At 69.0% G+C, this 14,432-nt stretch carries 10 protein-coding genes; 5 read left to right on the top strand and 5 right to left on the bottom strand.

Annotated elements, in window-relative coordinates; all coding sequences use genetic code 11:
• Window positions 1–206 precede the first annotated feature (206 nt).
• The 4 genes from ABT078_RS29110 to ABT078_RS29095 are packed head-to-tail and all read right to left on the bottom strand — an operon-like array spanning window position 207 to window position 5,932.
• Window positions 207–2,225, bottom strand: a complete 2,019-nt coding sequence (locus tag ABT078_RS29110) for an acetoacetate--CoA ligase (RefSeq protein WP_351232815.1) — start codon at window positions 2,223–2,225, stop codon at window positions 207–209.
• Window positions 2,226–2,241: 16 nt separating this feature from the next.
• A complete protein-coding gene (mhpA, locus tag ABT078_RS29105; RefSeq protein WP_351232813.1) occupies window positions 2,242–3,855 on the bottom strand; it encodes a bifunctional 3-(3-hydroxy-phenyl)propionate/3-hydroxycinnamic acid hydroxylase MhpA in 1,614 nt (537 codons plus the stop codon).
• Complete coding sequence (locus ABT078_RS29100; protein WP_351232811.1) at window positions 3,852–4,790, bottom strand: fumarylacetoacetate hydrolase family protein; 939 nt, start codon at window positions 4,788–4,790, stop codon at window positions 3,852–3,854. Before ABT078_RS29100 ends, mhpA begins: the two co-directional genes overlap by 4 nt.
• Entirely contained in the window at window positions 4,787–5,932 is a 1,146-nt protein-coding gene (locus ABT078_RS29095; protein WP_351232809.1) for a VOC family protein, read from the bottom strand. The genes ABT078_RS29100 and ABT078_RS29095 overlap by 4 nt, the downstream gene beginning before the upstream one ends.
• Before the next feature lie 137 nt (window positions 5,933–6,069).
• Between ABT078_RS29095 and ABT078_RS29090 the strand changes: the two genes are divergently transcribed.
• Together ABT078_RS29090 and ABT078_RS29085 are read left to right on the top strand one after the other, a co-directional pair.
• Window positions 6,070–6,705, top strand: a complete 636-nt coding sequence (locus tag ABT078_RS29090) for a TetR/AcrR family transcriptional regulator (protein ID WP_351232807.1) — start codon at window positions 6,070–6,072, stop codon at window positions 6,703–6,705.
• A 193-nt stretch (window positions 6,706–6,898) separates the two neighbouring features.
• Window positions 6,899–9,085 (top strand): ATP-binding SpoIIE family protein phosphatase, encoded by a 2,187-nt coding sequence (locus tag ABT078_RS29085; protein ID WP_351232805.1) that lies wholly within the window; start codon window positions 6,899–6,901, stop codon window positions 9,083–9,085.
• Window positions 9,086–9,276: 191 nt separating this feature from the next.
• On the opposite strand, the gene ABT078_RS29080 is transcribed toward ABT078_RS29085, so the two are convergent.
• Entirely contained in the window at window positions 9,277–10,242 is a 966-nt protein-coding gene (locus tag ABT078_RS29080) for an alpha/beta fold hydrolase (protein ID WP_351232803.1), read from the bottom strand.
• A gap of 535 nt (window positions 10,243–10,777) precedes the next feature.
• Here ABT078_RS29080 and ABT078_RS29075 point away from each other — a divergent pair.
• The 3 genes from ABT078_RS29075 to ABT078_RS29065 all read left to right on the top strand — a co-directional run bounded on the left by ABT078_RS29075 (window position 10,778) and on the right by ABT078_RS29065 (window position 14,247).
• Complete coding sequence (locus ABT078_RS29075; protein ID WP_351232801.1) at window positions 10,778–11,497, top strand: alpha/beta fold hydrolase; 720 nt, start codon at window positions 10,778–10,780, stop codon at window positions 11,495–11,497.
• Between the two features lie 1,527 nt (window positions 11,498–13,024).
• Complete coding sequence (locus ABT078_RS29070; protein WP_351232799.1) at window positions 13,025–13,447, top strand: SsgA family sporulation/cell division regulator; 423 nt, start codon at window positions 13,025–13,027, stop codon at window positions 13,445–13,447.
• Between the two features lie 104 nt (window positions 13,448–13,551).
• Window positions 13,552–14,247 (top strand): hypothetical protein, encoded by a 696-nt coding sequence (locus ABT078_RS29065; protein ID WP_351232797.1) that lies wholly within the window; start codon window positions 13,552–13,554, stop codon window positions 14,245–14,247.
• Window positions 14,248–14,432 lie beyond the last annotated feature (185 nt).

Genomic DNA, 14,432 nt, shown 5'->3' with positions numbered 1-14,432 from the left:
CACCGAGGACGTGCCGGGCGCGCTCACCGGGATCGGTGTCATCCTCAGCAGCTCGGTCCGGGAGAGCTTCCACTGCGCCCTGGTCGAGGGCGCGGCGGGGCGGGTTGACCGCCCCGGCACCACGTCGGTGGGGACGGGGTTTGCGGTGCCGGTACGGGGACAAGGACCCGGTGCTGTCACGTGGGCCTGTGGCCCCCTGGCCGACGTCATGTGTGGTCTGTTGACCGCTTGTTCCGCTCCGCGCCCAAGCGGGCGAAGTAGGCGATCAGGTCGGGGTTGTCGACCGCCGAGGGGTTCAGGACCTGCTCGGCGGAAACGCCCTGGAGCAGGCGCTTGACGGGAACCTCGAGCTTCTTGCCGGTCTTCGTGTGCGGGAGGGCCGGTACGGCGAGGATCTCGTCGGGGACGTGGCGGGGTGAGGCGCCGGTGCGGATGGCGTCGCGGATCCGGTCGCACAGGGCGTCGTCCAGGCCGACCCCGTCGGCGAGGACCACGAAGAGCGGCATCCAGTAGCCGCCGCCGGGTTCCTCCGCGCCGATGACGAGGGCCTCGGTGATCTCGGGGAGGCGTTCGACGACATCGTGGATGTCGGCACTGCCCAGGCGCACGCCGTTGCGGTTGAGGGTGGCGTCGGAGCGGCCGTGGACGATCACCGAGCCGTGCGAGGTGAGGGTGATCCAGTCGCCGTGCCGCCACACACCGGGGTAGGCGCCGAAGTAGGCGTCGCGGTAGCGGCTGCCGTCGGGGTCGTTCCAGAAGTACAGCGGCATGGACGGCATGGGCCGGGTGACGACCAGTTCGCCGACCTGGTCGAGGACCGGGGTGCCGGTCGTGTCGTAGGCGGCCAGCGCCACGCCCAGGCCGGGGGCGGACAGCTCCCCCGCCCAGACCGGGGTCGTGGCGGCACTGCCGGCGAAGCCGGAGACGACGTCCGTGCCACCGCTGGTGGAGGCCAGTTGGACACCGGGGCCCACATGGTCACGGACCCAGGGGTAGGCAGAGGCGGGCAGAGCGGAGCCGGTGCAGCCGACGACGCGGACGGCCGACAGGTCGTGCACGGAGGGTTCGATGCCCAGCTTGCTCATGGCCAGCAGGTACTGGGGGCTGGTGCCGAAGACGGTGACCTTGTGGCGGGCCGCCAGCTCCCACAGGATGTCCGGTCGCGCAACCGGCGCCGGGCTGCCGTCGTAGGTGCAGGTGGTCGCGCCGGTAAGCAGGGTGGAGACGACCAGGTTCCACATCATCCAGTGGGTGGTGGTGTACCACAGCAGGCGGTCCCCGGGGCCCAGATCGGTGTGCAGGCCGAGCATCTTGAGGTGTTCGAGCAGGATCCCGCCGTGCCCGTGGACGATGCCCTTGGGCAGGCCGGTGGTGCCGGAGGAGAAGACGACCCACAAAGGGTGGTCGAACGGCACCGGGACGATGGTGAGGTACTCGGTGCGGGTGGCGGCGTCCTCCCAGGGAACCATCAGCCCCGGGTGCCCGCCCTCGGGCCAGGCAAGGCCCACGTGGTCCACGAGCACCGTGGCCGTCAGCGTCGGCAGGGCGGCGGCCAGTTCGAGCGAGGCGGTCCGGCGGTCGTGTGTGGTGCCGTTGAAGAGGTAGCCGTCCGCGGTGATCAGCACCGTGGGTTCGAGCTGGGCGAAGCGATCGGCGGCGGCCTTGGGTGCGTAGTCCTGGCCGCACACCGACCACACCGCGCCCAGGCTGGCGGTGGCAAGGAAGGCGATGACGGCGTGGGGGGTGTTGGGCAGATAGCCCACCACCCGGTCGCCCTGTCCGACGCCCAGGTCGCGCAGGGTGGCGGCGACGGAGGCGACCCGGGCGCGCAGTTCCCGGCCCGTGATCTCGTAGCCGGCTCCGGTCTCGTCCAGCGCGGTGATGGCGGGAGCGTCCGGCTGCAGGTTGCGCAGCGCGTGGTGGGCGTAGTTGAGGGTGGCGCCGGGGAACCAGCGGGCGCCGGGCATGGTCTCCTCGGCCAGCACCCGCTCGTACGGAGTGGTCGCGTCGATGTCGAAGTACTCCCACACCGCGGCCCAGAACCCTTCCAGGTCGGAGACGGACCAGCGGTGCAGGGCTCGGTAGTCGGTGGGGTCCTGGATCCCTTCGGTGCCCTGGTGCCGGGCGGCCCATCGGGCGAAGTCCGCGATGCGGCTGCGGGCGGCCGTCTTCGGGTCGGGGGTGAAGAAGGGTTCCGGGTACGGCGTGGGGTGCGGGCTGGTCATGGAGTGGTGTTCCTCGTCAGGAGACGGGCCGGACATCGGCGGTATGGCGGGCCGTGTGCAGCAGGGGAGCCCAGGCGACGGCGTCCGTGAAGTCGCCGGTGCCGGTCCGGACGGTGTCCATCACGACCCGGTCGGGGCGCAGCAGGACGGCATCGGCCCGGCCGCGTGCCAGCCAGCCGGCCAGGGTGTCGTCGTCGCCCAGGTCGTCGACGTGGATCGTCGGGGCGCCCAGTGCCGTGGCCACGGCCGTCATCTGCGCCGTGGGCGGCACAGCGGTCAGGACGGCGAAGGAGTCCCCAAGGACGTCATCGAGGCGCACTCGCCTGCCGTCGTGCCGTACCCAGGGCTGCGGGCAGAAGGTGCCGGCCAGCACGCGGCCGGTCAGCCTGGGGCGGCGCCGTACGAGTGGACCGGCGGTCAGGGCGGGGCTGAGGTCACGGCTCACCGCCGCGGTCACGCCAGGGATGCGACAGACCGTGCCCACCACGGCCCGGCGGAACGCCGCGCCTCGGTCCTGCCCGCCGGTCATGGCCCAGCCGACGGCGACCGCCACGCGGATCACATGGCGGGCGTGCGGCTTGCGCTCGCGTTCGTAGGTGTCCAGCAGCCCCTCGTGTACGCCCTGTTGGAGCACGCGGGCGAGCTTCCAGGTGAGGTTGTAGGCATCGCGCAGGCCCGCGCACAGACCCTGCCCGACGAAGGGTGGGGTGAGGTGGGCGGCGTCGCCCAGCAGGAAGACGCGCCCCCGGCGCCACCGGTCGGCGAGACGGGCCCGGAAGGTGTACTGCGCCTGACGGATCACCTCGAAGTCGTCGGCCGCCGAGACATCGGGCGGCAGGTCCACCCAGGGGGCGACCAGCTCACGCAGGCGCGCCCACCCGTCCGGGCCGTCCAGGTGCTCGTCCTCGGCCAGCCGGAACTCCCAGCGGTAGCGGTCCTCGCCGACGCGCATGAACGTGCCCGGCCGGTTGGCGCAGCAGATCTGCTCGGCGCCTTCCCAGGTGCGTACCGGGCGGCTGGTGCGCACGTCGATGACCCGCCAGCTCTCCTCGAAGTGCAGGTCCTCCCACACGGCGCCGATGGCGTCTCGGGTGAGACTGCCCGCACCGTCGCAGCCGAGGACGGCATCGGCCCACAGGTGCTCCTCCTCGTCGCTGCCGTCGCGGCGGAAGGTGACCCGGACCGGACCCGTGGGATCGTTCGATCCGTCGGTGTCCTGGGTGACGGACACGACCTCCACACCGCCCCACAGCTCGCACTCGGGGCGGCGCGCCAGGGCGTCGCGCAGCAGGCGTTCCAGCTCGGGCTGGTCGAACATGCTGGTCTGCGGGAAGCCGTGGTGCCCGTGCAGGGACCGCGGGAATTCGGTGATCATGCGGCGCCGGGCATCGAGCAGCCGTAGCCCGCGCGCCGGGCGTGCGAGGGCGGCGAACTCCTCGTGGACACCGACACTCTGCAGGATCCGGCGGACCTCGTCGTCCACGACAACGGCGCGCGGCTGGGGGTAGACGTCCCGGTGGCGTTCCAGGACGACGCTGCGCACTCCGTGCCGGGCGAGCAGGAGGGCGGCCGTGACCCCGACGGGTCCGGCACCGATGATCACCACCGGTATCCGGGATACGGCCTTCATGGTGCGTCCGTAACGGGGGTCCGCTGCTCGCCAAGGTCGATCTGCCCGTCGGGGGTGGCGATCGTGGCGGTGATGAGGTCACCGTCGCGCAGGTAAAGGGGGTTCTTGGCCTGGCCCTTGAAGAACGCCTTCCACCTCACCGCGGGCGACAGCAACGCACTGATCTTCGCGATCGGCTTGGGCGGGGCCTTCAGGGCCGTGCCGCCGGGAGTGCCAGTCAGCAGCAGGTCGCCCGGGGCGAGGGTCTGGAAGCGGGCGAGCAGGGTGAGCGCCTGCGCGGGCCGTACGATCATGTCGGCGAGCGTGCGGTCCTGGCGCGGCACGCCGTTGACCGACAGCCGCAGCCGCAGGTTGAGCAGCAGGGCGAAGTCCTCGGGCTCCAGCAGGGCCAGGTACGGCCCCGTCGGCGTGAAGGTCGGATAGGACTTGCTCTCGTAGAACTGGGTCTTGGTCAGCTGGACGTCGCGGGCGCTGACGTCGTTGGTCAGGACAAGGCCGGCGACGTAACGGGGCAGGTCCTGCTCCTCAACGACAGTGCCCACGGGCAGGGTCGCGCCCATGACGAGGCCGAGTTCCACCTCGTAGTCGAGGAACTTCACGTGCGCGGGGCGGATGATCGCGTCACGGGGGCCGCTGACCGAGCCGGACGCCTTGCGGAAGAAGGTGGGCGGGATGTCGCCGGTGAAGCCCGAATCCTTGGCGTGGCTACGGTAGTTGACCATCTGGGCGACCACCCGGCACGGGGTGGTGACCGGAGGCAACGCCACCAGGTCGTCGACGGGCGTGCCGCTCTCGGCGGAGGCAGCGGCCTCGCGGACCGCGTCCCGGTCGGCGAGCAGCTCGGCGGTGGTGACCGCCTTGGTCTCGACGCGGACGGCGCGCTCGTCCCGGACGACCCACCAGCCGTCGGAGGTGCGCAGAACGTTGGTGCTCATGAGCTCATCGCCTTCATCAGGCCCAGCAGGCGTGCGGGGTCGAGTTCGTTGTCGCCACGCAGGGCCGTCATGACCTCGCGCAGCTTTGCGGGGGACGGGTTGGTGCCCAGGAAATCGCGGGTGACCGGCGGGCCCCATTGGGACAGGCCGCTCGCCGACATCGGCGCCCAGCCGGGCTCCAGGTCGCAGGAGAAGAGGTCGCCGTCGGCGAAGTGCTCCAGCATGAAGTGGTCGGGGTCGCGCCAGTAGTCGAACAGCTGGCTGCCCTGGATGTGCCGGCCGATGCCCCAGCTGCGCTTGTAGCCGCGCTCGGCCAGGTACTCCCCACCGGCGCCGATCGCGTCTAGGTCGGTGACCTGGTAGGCGGAGTGGACGTAGCCGGTTCCGGGCCCCAGGTGCAGGGCCAGCGTGTGGTGATCGACGGCCACGCTCCCCTGGTCGCAGCGTATAAACGCCATCGTCGGCCCGCGCCCGCGCTGCCCGTCCAGGAACAGGAAGTCGGACACGATCATCCCGAGGGTGTCCAGGTACCAGTCCAGGGTGCGGGCGAACACCCGTGTCTCCAGCACCAGATGGCCCAGCCGCTGGATACGGGACGGCTCACGGGGCGGACGCTGGGTGGCGTTCGTACGACGGTGATCGGTACCGAAGTTGAGGATCAGCGGCTCCTGCTCGGGCAGCGCGGGCAGCTGCTCGGCGCAGTGCACGACACGGACCGGCAGGCCAGAGGGATCGAGCAGTTCGACCGACTGCCCACCGCCCGGTACGCCGATGTCCCGGACGGTACCGCCGGTGGCGCGGGCCAGCCGGTCAAGGTCGGCCCTCTCGGCCGCGCGGAACGCCGGCCCGATGAACCGGGACGCACGCCCCCGCCGGATGACCATGCAGGGTGAGCCCGCGAAGGTGCCGCGCAGCCACAGCTCCCCCTCGGTGCGGGCGGCGATCGCGAACCCGAAGTCACGCGCGAAGACCTCGGCCCGGTCCAGGTCCGGCTTCTCGAACTCAAGCCAGGCCAGATCCGCCACCTTGATCACGGGATTCCGGGAACGTCCGGGGTGCTCTCCGCGCAGGGCGCCCTGCTCACTGTGGAGGTCTTGGTGGGGCGTCTGGGGAGCGGCCCTGTTAACGGGAGTGTGGGACATGGTGTCCTCCAAGCAACACTGCTGTAATGAGGAAATCATCAACTTTGCCGTTACCCATCGTCAATAGGGTGGACCCAAATAATTGATGATCTCATCAGTAATGGCAGACTCATCGCGACGGTTGTTAGACTCTCCGTATGCCGACGTCAGCCCCGCCCAAGAACCGCTTCGAGCGGCGCCGTGCCGAGACCCGTCAGGCGCTCGTCCGTGCGGCCCGGCAGATCCTCGCGGAGACCGGGGACACCAGCGCCAGCATCCAGGCCATCGCCGAGCGCGCGGACGTCGGTTTCGGTTCCTTCTACAACCACTTCGAGTCCAAGACGGAGCTGTTCGACGCCGCGGTGACAGACGCCCTGGACGAGTTCGGGCAGGTCATCGACGAGCGCGTACAAGGAATCGACGACCCGGCCGAGCTCGTCGCCGTGGGCTTCCGGCTCACCGCCCAGATGGCTGACTCTCACCCTGAACTCATGCGGATCCTGCGTGACCGAGGTCTGGCCCAGATCCACACCGACCGGGGCCTCGCCCCCCGAGCCCTGCGCGACCTGGAGATCGGCATCGCCTCGGGCCGCTTCACCTGCACCAACCCGACCACCGCCCTGTCCGCCCTCGGCGGGACCCTGCTGTCCCTCGTGGCGTTGCGGCTGGCCCGCCCCGACCTCGACGGCGACGAGGCCGCCTCGGACCTGGCCGAGATGGCCCTGCGCATGCTCGGCGTCCCGCCGGACGACGCCCACCAGGTGACCAGGAGGCCACTGCCCGACCTCAGTTGACCCGGAGCACCGGCTGCGCCAGGCCCCGCGGACACCGGAAAGCCGTGGGCGCCACCCCGCCCGCCGGTGGCCGCACGGACCCTCGGCCTCGACCACGACCAGCCCGTGAGACCGGGCTCCTCCCGGACACCGCGCAGCCAGATGAGGCCGGCTGAGGCTTCGCGGTCCACCAGGACGGCGTAACGTCGTCAGAGTGGACTTCACCGCGGACAGTCTTCTGTCCCGTGCCGCGCATGAACTCAGCCCGCGAGCGGACGAGCTGATCCACGACATAGAGCAATGCCTGCGGCGCGAGGTCCCCGAGCTGTGGGACGAACCGGACATCGCACAGATGACGGCGGAGAACGTCGCCGAGCACGTCGCCGCCATACTTTTCGGCATCGAGCACGACACCGAGCCAAGGCGGATCTATCCGCCGGCCGCCGACGCAGAACGCGCGCGTCGGCTGGCTCAGCGCGGGAAGCCGGTCACAGCAATGCTGCGCGCCTTCCGGCTCGCGCAGGGCCGTCTCCTCGACCGGCTACTCGAAGAGCTGCCCCGGCTCACCAGCGATGCAGAGCCCATCAACGCGGCGACACGCAAGCTGATCGCACTGGCGACCGAGTACCTGGACCGCACATCGGAGACGGGCGTCCTGGCCTTCCAGAAGGAGCGGGATCGCCAGGTGCAGTGGCGGCTGTCGGTGGTGAACGAGGCGAGCGTACGCGTCGGAACGACCCTGGACATCGCCCGCACCGCCCAGGAGTTGGCGGACCTGGCCACCGAGCACTTCGCCGACGCCGTCACCGTCGACCTCCTCGACACGTCTTCCGGAGAGGAGCCTCCTGCGGAGGGCACACTCGTGGTCCGCCGGGTCGCCCAGCGGTCGGTGATGGACGGTTACCCCGAGACGACCCACCTGGAAGCGATCTACGCGGGTTCGTCGGTTCCGCCGCAGCAGCTCCACAGGCATCCGGACGGATCACCACCGGCTCGCGCCCTGGTAACCGGCCGGCCCTCACGGCACCACCTCAGCCCGTCCGCATCAATGCTGCTGGTACCGCTGTGCGCCCGTGGCACCACGCTGGGTGTCGCTCAGTTCTTCCGTCACAACAAGTCCGACGCGTACGGGGACGAGGACCTGCTCCTCGCCCAGGAGATCGCAGCCAGGGCGGCGGTGGCCATCGACAACGCCAGCCGATACACGCACGCGCGCGCCACCGCCCTCACCCTCCAGCGCAGTCTGCTCCCGCGCAGTACACCCGCGCAGTCCGCCGTGGAGGTCGCCTGCCGCTACCTGCCCGCTGCCGCCCAGCTCGGCGTGGGCGGCGACTGGTACGACGTCATCCCGCTGTCCGGTGCCCGGGTCGCACTTGTGGTGGGCGACGTGGTCGGCCACGGCATCCACGCCGCCGCCACCATGGGCCGGCTGCGGACCGCCGTGCGCACCCTCGCCGACATCGACCTGCCGCCCGACGAACTCCTCACCCACCTGGACGACGTCGTCATCCGCCTGTCCGCCGAAGTCTCTTCCGAATTCTCTGCCCAAACGGACAACGAATCCGCGGGGGACATCGGGGCCACCTGCCTGTACGCCGTGTACGACCCCGTGGCCGGCCGCTGCACCCTCGCCCGCGCGGGCCACGTGCTGCCCGTCGTGATGACCCAGGACGGAACCGCCGACGTCCTCGAACTGCCCGCCGGCCCGCCACTCGGCCTGGGCGGCCTGCCGTTCGAGACGGCGGAGATCGACCTGCCCGAGGGCAGCCTCATCGCCCTCTACACCGACGGCCTGATCGAAGCCCTCGACCACGACATCGAGGCGGGCCTCACTCGACTGTGCCACGCCCTCGCGCAGTCCTCCGCCTCCCTGGAGGCGACCTGCGACACCGTCCTCGAAGCGCTGCTGCCCGCAGACCGACCGCACGACGACGTGGCACTCCTCCTCGCCCGCACCCACACCCTCGGGGACCGTCAGGTCGCCACTTGGAAGGTGGATGCCGACCCGGCCGAGGTCGCCCGGGCCAGAGCGAGCGTCTCCAAGCAGCTGACCACCTGGGGACTGGAGGAACTCGACTTCACCACCGAACTGGTCGTCAGCGAACTGGTCACCAACGCCATCCGCCACGGTCGGCCTCCCATCCAGCTGCGTCTCATCCACGATCGCACCCTCATGTGCGAGGTCGCGGATGCCGGCAGCACGACTCCGCACCTGCGCCGGGCTCGTGTCTTCGACGAGGGCGGGCGAGGTCTGTTCCTCGTCGCCCAACTCGCCGAGCACTGGGGAACGCGCCATGCCCGACGTGGCAAGACGGTCTGGGCGGAGTGCGCCCTGGGCACGCCGGAGCTCTTCTCGGACGCGGCAGCGCTGGACGTGGAGGGTATTCCTGGGGTCGTATGAGCACCATCTCGCCCGGCCCGCCGAGACAATCGCGAGGTTTCTCGACGCCTCCTCCACGACGCCCCCGCCGAGCAGGTCCTCAACCCCGCGGCGGTCGACAACCCCGACCTCGTCGCCTACTTGACGGCGCCCGCCGCTGCCACGGACAGCTGCCAGAAGACGTGCCGACTTCGACCGCAGACGACTGATCGTCAGGTGTTCAGGGCACCGAGGAATTCCAGGAGCGCCTCATTCACCTCGCCGGGGCGTTCCTCGGCGATCCAGTGGCCGCAGCCGGGCAGGATGTGCGCCGGTCCGACGGTCGGGTGGAGCGTGGGCAGGGCGGGGAGGCGTTGGTCCATCCCCGGGAACCCGTAGACCAGGTCCCGATCGCCGGTGATGTAGCGGCCGGGCATCCGGTACTGCGCGCCGTCCCATGGGGCGGTCAGCTGCCAATTGCGGTCGAAGTTGCGGTACCAGTTGAGGGCGCTGGTGAACCCGGCTTCGGTGAACTCCGTCGCGAGTGTGTCGATGTCGGCCTCGGTGAGCCAGGCGGGAAGTTCCTCGGGGTCCTCGAAGAGGTCCAGGAATCCCTTGCCCGGTGGGACGACCGGCTCGACCGGCGAGTCGCTGTGCGGGTTGTCGCCGCAGAGGCCGTACATCACGCGACGGAAGGTGGCGTGCGGGTCCTTCGCGAGCTCGGCGTCCGCGACGCCGGGGGTCTGGAAGTAGTTCCAGTAGAACTGGCCGCCGAACAGCTCGCGCATCGCCTGCAGCGGAGGAACCGGACCGCGCTGCGGCGGCGGAACGCTGAGGCCCACGACCCCCCGGACGGCGTCGGGCCGCATCAGCGCGGTGGACCAGGCGACCATGCTGCCCAGGTCGTGGCCGATGACCACGGCCTGCTGTGCGCCGAGTTCGCGGATCAGGCCTATGACATCGCCGACGAGGTGCAGCATGGTGTATTCCTCAACCGCGGCGGGCCGGTCGCTGCGGGCGTAACCGCGCTGGTCAACGGCAACGACGTGGTATCCGGCACCGGCCAGGGGCGTGAACTGGTGGCGCCAGTTGTACCAGCATTCGGGAAAGCCGTGGAGCAGGAGGACCAGGGGTCCTTCACCCTCCTCCGCGATGTGCAGCCGACACCCTCCAACCGTGACGCTGCGGTGCTCGACCATGGTCACACACCCCTTCCAGGTGGTTGGTCCGTGACCCACGCTACTCGCGGGTCACACCGACAGCCGAGTGATCGCCCGCCGTGGTCGCGGGGCCGTTGCTCAGTTTGACGGCACCGCCGCGCTCGGCAGGCATCGCATTCCCACGATCAGGCAGTGACCTGGCCGGCAGCGGAAGGGCCGGCGCCGCCGGCAGGTGCCCAGTTGCCGGTGCTCTCGGTGCCCAAGCGGTCCTACGGGGGCTCGCCGGGCACCACCGATTCATGGCACACCACCGAAGGGTGCGTCTCCCCTTCTCGCCCCCACCGGCCGCAGGCTGTTATGGAGAGCCGGGGGTGCCGGTGGTCGTCCCTTGTTAGCGGTCTGACGATGCCTCCGGAGCGGCGGCAACCCCCTGGGCCATGCGTTCACCATGCGTTCAAGGCATGGGGACGGGACATGTCGACTCCAGGGCCCCGATTCGCACTTCTGGACCAAAGAGCCTAATAATGATAAAAATCTCATATATGAGGCTTTTGTCCTACGGGGGAGCTCGTCCATGCCTGCAGCTCTGATCCACGGCGTCCCCGACACCCACCGTGTGTGGGACGGCGTGTGCCAGCACCTGAGCCGAAGTGACGTCGCGGCCTGGGACCTGCCCGGCTTCGGCGTACCGCGGCCGCAAGGCTTCGGCTCCACCAAAGAGGAGTACGTCGATTGGCTCATCGATCGGCTGGAGCAAGTCGGCGAGCCGGTGGACCTGGTCGGCCATGACTGGGGCTGCATTCTCACCGCGCGCGTCGCTTCGAGACGGCCGGACCTGGTTCGTACGTGGGCCGGCAGCAGCGCCCCGGTCAGTGCTCAGTACGACTGGCATCCGCTGGCCAAGGTCTGGCAGGACCCGGTCAAGGGGGACCGGTTCATGAACGAGCTAGACCCAGCGTCCTTCGCCGAGGACCTGAGCAAACTCGATGTTCCGGCTGACGTGGCCGAGGAAATGGTCCGTCGCGTGGACGGGTCGATGAGGGACAGCATCCTCAAGCTGTACCGCTCCGCCGTGACGGTGGGCGCGGAGTGGGAACCGGGACTGGCGAACGTGTCCGCGCCGTGCCTGGTCCTCTGGGGGACGCTCGACCCGGCCTGTCCGATCGCGTTCGCCGATGAACTCGGCGAAGCTGTGCGAGCGTCCCGGGTCGTCAAACTCGATTGCAGCCACTGGACGTTGATCCAGAAGCCGGCCGAGGTCGCCGCAGCCCTTGAGGCGCACTGGAATGCCTGAGGAGCTGTTGTCTTTCCGGTGTGATGAGCGCGTTTTCTCCGATGGGGCATGGGCTCGGTGATTCCGTGGGAGTGGTGGCCTGTCGTGTCGTCGATGCCGGAGGAGGTCGCGGATGTCGCTGGCCGTCGGGCTGCCGGAACAGCACGAACTCGCAGCGCGCCGTCGAGTCGAGGGGCTGCGTGGGGAACCCGGCCGCATCCGAGCCGAGCTGGACGCGGCCGAGCGGGAATGACAGGGGTGGGCGATCACCCACGGGCGGGTCGATGCGGTGCCTGCTCGAGGGCCGGCATTGGCCGGACGCACAACAATGGGCCCGCCGTCCTGCGCCGCAGTGGTCCCCTGCGCGGACTGCCAGGAGGCCTGACGCCGGGCGGGGCGGGAGCGCCTCGTTGACGTGCCGGGCACATAAGCGTCGCCTGCCCCTCATGCCGGGCGCCATCCACCAGCCTTCGAGGATGGCGGCCGCAGCCTGCACTGCTCACGAGCAACGTTCGCAATAAAGAAGATCTCGACTTCGTTGATTGCGTGTGATGCCTCGGTGTTCCGTGACGGCCGTTCTCGGACACTGCGCAGGTCCCAGTCGGGTGATCCAGTTCGCCACGCGGGGCGTCGGCTTCCGGTGCGACGCCCGGGTTCCTGCGCCGCGTCGCCGCCATCACGAGCGAGAGGTGACCCTCCCCCTTGACTGGCGGAGCCACCATCGATTTTCCATACAACGTATGGTATTAGTGAAAGGGAGGTTTCGTACCTTGTATGGAACCTGAGGGGGTGTTGCCGCATCGGCAACCTCTATCGCGCCATGTGGCGCCGCGCGGAGCCGGCTGACGCTCACGAAGGAGAGCGACCCGGGCCGCTGCATCGAACAATCCCAGTGAATTGCACTAGTGAACTCGGCGTCCGTCGCACTGACGGATGGTTTTGAATCGAAGGAGAAACTTGTGAGTTACCTCGCGAAGCGCGTGTCTGTCGCCATCGCCTCCCTGGCGGTGGCCGGCGGAGCCGTTCTTGGTGTCGGGGTACTGCGTCGGCTGCGACCTCGACGTCAGGGCACGTCCAGCGCCCCGCCGCCAGTGTCGAGGCCAACGACCACCGCTGGGGCGGCGATGACGACCGCTGGGGCCGTGACGACGGACGTTGGGACGACGGCCGTTGGGTCCGTTACGACGACGACCGCTGGGACCGTCGCGACAACGACCGCTGGGACTGTGACGACGACCGGGACCGCGACCACGACCGCCGGGACCGCGACAAGGCGAGCCACGACCGGTAGAGCTCCGGTCGCTGATACGAAGGTCGCCGTGAACTGGCAACCGACGTTGGTCGCATCCCTGTGATGCTCCCGGCCGTCAGTGGTGGCTTCGCCTGCTGCTGACGGCCGGGCGCGACGGCAGGAGATGTAGCTCCTGCGAGCGTTCTCCTGCCGTCCGACACCGCTCCCCGTAGTACCCACTTCTCCGTTCAGGCCTCCTAGACAGGCCCTTCCGATGGCCCTCCCGGTATGACTCGAGACAGCAGGAGTAAAAACCAATGAAGTCGTTGAGAACCGTGATTCAGGGGCTGCATGTGCAACTTGTCGTTGCGCATGAGATGTCCTTGCCTGTGAGCGTGAGGCTGCGGTACGAGCCCAGTGATCCCTATGTCGTCCGTGCCGCATTCACCGCTGTCGACAGCGACGAGACGGTGGAATGGATCATTGGACGAGATCTTCTGATCGACGGGCTGGAAGGCCCCGCCGGCGAGGGGGACATACGCATATGGCCCGCCGACGGGCCTGACCGCTACGACTTGTACATCCTTCTCAACCCGCCGGCCGGTGTGGCTTTGCTCAAAGCCCGGGCGCAGGAAATCAAGGCGTTCCTGCAGGAAACGGAGGCCCTGGTGCCCAGGGGAGCCGAGCTCGGGCACATCGACTTGGACGCTTCGCTGGCGCACTTCCTCGCCGAAGGATGAAGGTGGCCCAGCTGCCGCTCGTCGAGAGGCCGGGTCGCTTACGGGCCCCTCGTCACCGAGTCCTGTTAGCTCGCCCACCCTGAGGTGAATTTATGCTTTTGCTGATGGCTGCTGCTGATCAGAATGCGTCCTCATCGATTTCTGGTGCTGGCCTCCTGTCGGTCTGCGCATTGCTCTTCACCATCGCCTCGTTCTGGTGGCTCAACGCCAGACAGGGGTGCCTGAGATCGTGGGAGCCTCATTCCTTTGCAGCGATTTGCCACGGATCCATGGTTCGCCTGCGGCTTCCGCTCATCCTTCACAACACCGGTGCCAAGCCGATAGTCGTGCAGGATCTCATGCTGACCTTCCCCGATGAGCCCGCCTCTCATCTGCCACTCCTGTGGACATCTTCACCATCCCGTCTCCAACCCGGGCCGGACGAGGAACCCAAGCTGCCTACCGGATTCGTCGTGGCCGGCAGAGAAGCGCAACAACTCTTCATCGAGTTCGAGGCACCGTTTTCCGGGTTCGTTCCGGAGGCCCGTGACTACAAGGTCGGAATCCAAGTGAGGGTTGGCCACCGCAAGGGTTGGCGCTCGCTTCTGACGTTCACCTTGCGGACCACCAACATCATTCATCCCGACAGGTACACCGTCTGCAACAACGCCCCTCTCGAACTGACGAAGGAAGGCGAGAAAAAGGCAGACGCTGCGCTCCTGGAGCTGTTGGAGGGGCAGGAGAAGGGCGCTTCCGCCAAGGGCGCGACCAAGCGGCGAGTCTCTTGGAACGACGAGGGCAACGCCGATACGGACCTGTAGGTCGTAAGGATGGTGCTGAGCGTGGCGTGGGCGCAGCGCGTCGGCACCTGCCCGCTGACGCCGGAGCCGCCGATCCTGCTGGGTTGCCCTCAACAGGAGGGCGCCGCCGGGTCACGTCTGCCCGCTGTCGTGCTTCGGCTCACGGCGTGGCCCCGAGTTTCGGGTGCCGACCAGTCCCGGAATGA

The sequence above is a fragment of the Streptomyces sp. NPDC002133 genome (assembly GCF_040296405.1).
Lineage (GTDB): Bacteria > Actinomycetota > Actinomycetes > Streptomycetales > Streptomycetaceae > Streptomyces.
Note: the sequence above shows the minus strand (reverse complement) of the source record. Positions and strands in the feature narration are given on the sequence as shown.

Excerpts from the sequence above, each read along its gene's own strand:
- ABT078_RS29110 (WP_351232815.1), bottom strand. The coding sequence starts at position 2,225 with ATGACCAGCCCGCACCCCACGCCGTACCCGGAACCCTTCTTCACCCCC.
- mhpA (WP_351232813.1), bottom strand. The coding sequence starts at position 3,855 with ATGAAGGCCGTATCCCGGATACCGGTGGTGATCATCGGTGCCGGACCC.
- ABT078_RS29100 (WP_351232811.1), bottom strand. The coding sequence starts at position 4,790 with ATGAGCACCAACGTTCTGCGCACCTCCGACGGCTGGTGGGTCGTCCGG.
- ABT078_RS29095 (WP_351232809.1), bottom strand. The coding sequence starts at position 5,932 with ATGTCCCACACTCCCGTTAACAGGGCCGCTCCCCAGACGCCCCACCAA.
- ABT078_RS29090 (WP_351232807.1), top strand. The coding sequence starts at position 6,070 with ATGCCGACGTCAGCCCCGCCCAAGAACCGCTTCGAGCGGCGCCGTGCC.
- ABT078_RS29080 (WP_351232803.1), bottom strand. The coding sequence starts at position 10,242 with ATGGTCGAGCACCGCAGCGTCACGGTTGGAGGGTGTCGGCTGCACATC.
- ABT078_RS29075 (WP_351232801.1), top strand. The coding sequence starts at position 10,778 with ATGCCTGCAGCTCTGATCCACGGCGTCCCCGACACCCACCGTGTGTGG.
- ABT078_RS29070 (WP_351232799.1), top strand. The coding sequence starts at position 13,025 with ATGAAGTCGTTGAGAACCGTGATTCAGGGGCTGCATGTGCAACTTGTC.
- ABT078_RS29065 (WP_351232797.1), top strand. The coding sequence starts at position 13,552 with ATGGCTGCTGCTGATCAGAATGCGTCCTCATCGATTTCTGGTGCTGGC.